This window comes from Acetivibrio ethanolgignens, from assembly GCF_001461035.1.
In the GTDB taxonomy this organism is placed as follows: Bacteria; Bacillota; Clostridia; order Lachnospirales; family Lachnospiraceae; genus Velocimicrobium; species Velocimicrobium ethanolgignens.
In genome coordinates, this window is the sequence record NZ_LNAM01000152.1 from 32,791 (window position 1) to 35,290 (window position 2,500).

Annotated in this window: 1 rRNA gene (cut by a window edge); it reads right to left on the reverse strand. The window is 51.7% G+C overall.

Going from position 1 to position 2,500, the window contains the following annotated elements:
* Positions 1 to 134 precede the first annotated feature (134 nt).
* Positions 135 to 2,500 (reverse strand): 23S ribosomal RNA (locus tag ASU35_RS08705); it runs 548 nt beyond the window's last position.

Genomic DNA, 2,500 nt, shown 5'->3' on the forward strand with positions numbered 1-2,500 from the left:
TTGTAGACAACCGGTCATCTCAAGGCTTTGCCTTTCGATGTCATTTGCAAGCAAATGTCGTCTGTCTGTCAGAATTGCTCCCGAAAGCTAGCTTTCTTCGCATTCTTCCAGCCATCCGCCGCTTGTCTTCCTTTTTGGTCAAGCCCTCGACCTATTAGTAACAGTCAGCTCCATGCATTACTGCACTTCCACCTCTGCCCTATCTACCTCGTCGTCTTCAAGGGGTCTTACTAACTTGTGTTATGGGATATCTCATCTTGAGGGGGGCTTCACGCTTAGATGCCTTCAGCGTTTATCCCGTCCCGACTTGGCTACCCGGCTATGCTCCTGGTGGAACAACCGGTGCACCAGAGGTCAGTCCATCCCGGTCCTCTCGTACTAAGGACAGCTCCTCTCAAATATCCTACGCCCACGCCGGATAGGGACCGAACTGTCTCACGACGTTCTGAACCCAGCTCGCGTACCGCTTTAATGGGCGAACAGCCCAACCCTTGGGACCTACTACAGCCCCAGGATGCGATGAGCCGACATCGAGGTGCCAAACCACTCCGTCGATGTGAACTCTTGGGAGTGATAAGCCTGTTATCCCCAGGGTAGCTTTTATCCGTTGAGCGATGGCATTCCCACTTAATACCACCGGATCACTAAGTCCTACTTTCGTACCTGCTCCACCCGTCGGTGTCACAGTCAAGCTCCCTTCTGCCTTTGCACTCTTCGAATGGTTTCCAACCATTCTGAGGGAACCTTTGAGCGCCTCCGATACCCTTTCGGAGGCGACCGCCCCAGTCAAACTCCCCGCCTGACATTGTCCCCCAGCCGGATCACGGCTGCAGGTTAGAAATCCAGTACTGCAAGGGTGGTATCCCAACAGCGGCTCCATAGCAACTGGCGTCACTACTTCTTTGCCTCCCACCTATCCTGTACATACAATACCGAATCCCAGTATCAAACTAGAGTAAAGCTCCATGGGGTCTTTCCGTCCTGGCGCGGGTAACCAGCATCTTCACTGGTACTTCAATTTCACCGGATGCATTGTTGAGACAGTGCCCAAATCATTACGCCTTTCGTGCGGGTCGGAACTTACCCGACAAGGAATTTCGCTACCTTAGGACCGTTATAGTTACGGCCGCCGTTTACTGGGGCTTAAGTTCAATGCTTCGGTTTCCCTAACATCTCCCCTTAACCTTCCAGCACCGGGCAGGCGTCAGCCCATATACCTCACCTTTCGGTTTCGCATAGACCTGTGTTTTTGCTAAACAGTTGCTTGGGCCAATTCTCTGCGGCCTGCTTTCGCAGGCACCCCTTCTCCCGAAGTTACGGGGTCATTTTGCCGAGTTCCTTAACAATGCTTCTTCCGTCGGCCTTAGGATTCTCTCCTCATCCACCTGTGTCGGTTTACGGTACGGGCTTGTGTAAAACAATAGCGGCTTTTCTCGGCAGCTAGCTCACGAACTTCCCTACTTTTATTTCGGTCCGCGTCACGTCTTCTCCTTATGGAGCGGTTTTTCCTACTCCACGGATACCCCGCTTGCACCGGTCTTTCCTCTCCCGGCTTTCGCTTTCTCTCTGCGTCCCCACAGTTCTGTTTACACAAGGTACAGGAATCTCCACCTGTTGTCCATCGACTACGACTCTCGTCCTCGCCTTAGGCCCCGACTTACCCAGAGCAGATCAGCTTTACTCTGGAAACCTTGGATATTCGGCCGGAAGGATTCTCACCTTCCTCTCGCTACTCATTCCGGCATTCTCTCTTCTTAACACTCCACAGCTCCTTCCGGTACTGCTTCGCCGTCTTAAGAATGCTCCTCTACCAATTGATTACTCAATTCCGCAGCTTCGGTGTTGTGTTTTAGCCCCGGACATTTTCGGCGCAGGACCTCTCGACTAGTGAGCTATTACGCACTCTTTGAATGCATGGCTGCTTCTGAGCCAACATCCTAGTTGTCTTCGAAATCCCACATCCTTTTCCACTTAACACTCACTTTGGGACCTTAGCTGGCGGTCTGGGCTCTTTCCCTTTCGACTGCCCAACTTATCTCGTGCAGTCTGACTCCCGTACATCATCTATATGGCATTCGGAGTTTGATAATCTTCGGTAAGCTTTGACGCCCCCTAGGATATTCAGTGCTCTACCTCCACTAGACTAATACGAGGCTAGCCCTAAAGCTATTTCGAGGAGAACCAGCTATCTCCGGGTTCGATTGGAATTTCTCCCCTACCCACACCTCATCGCCACCCTTTTCAACGGATGTGCGTTCGGTCCTCCATTGCCTTTTACGGCAACTTCAACCTGGACATGGGTAGATCACCCGGTTTCGGGTCTATTCCCACTGACTGTTATAACATACAAAGTATGTTATCTCGCCCTATTAAGACTCGGTTTCCCTTCGGCTCCAGACCTTACGTCCTTAACCTCGCCAGTAAGAATAACTCGCCGGACCGTTCTACAAAAAGTACGCGGTTCACCACATAAGGGTGTTCCACAGCTTGTAAACACAGG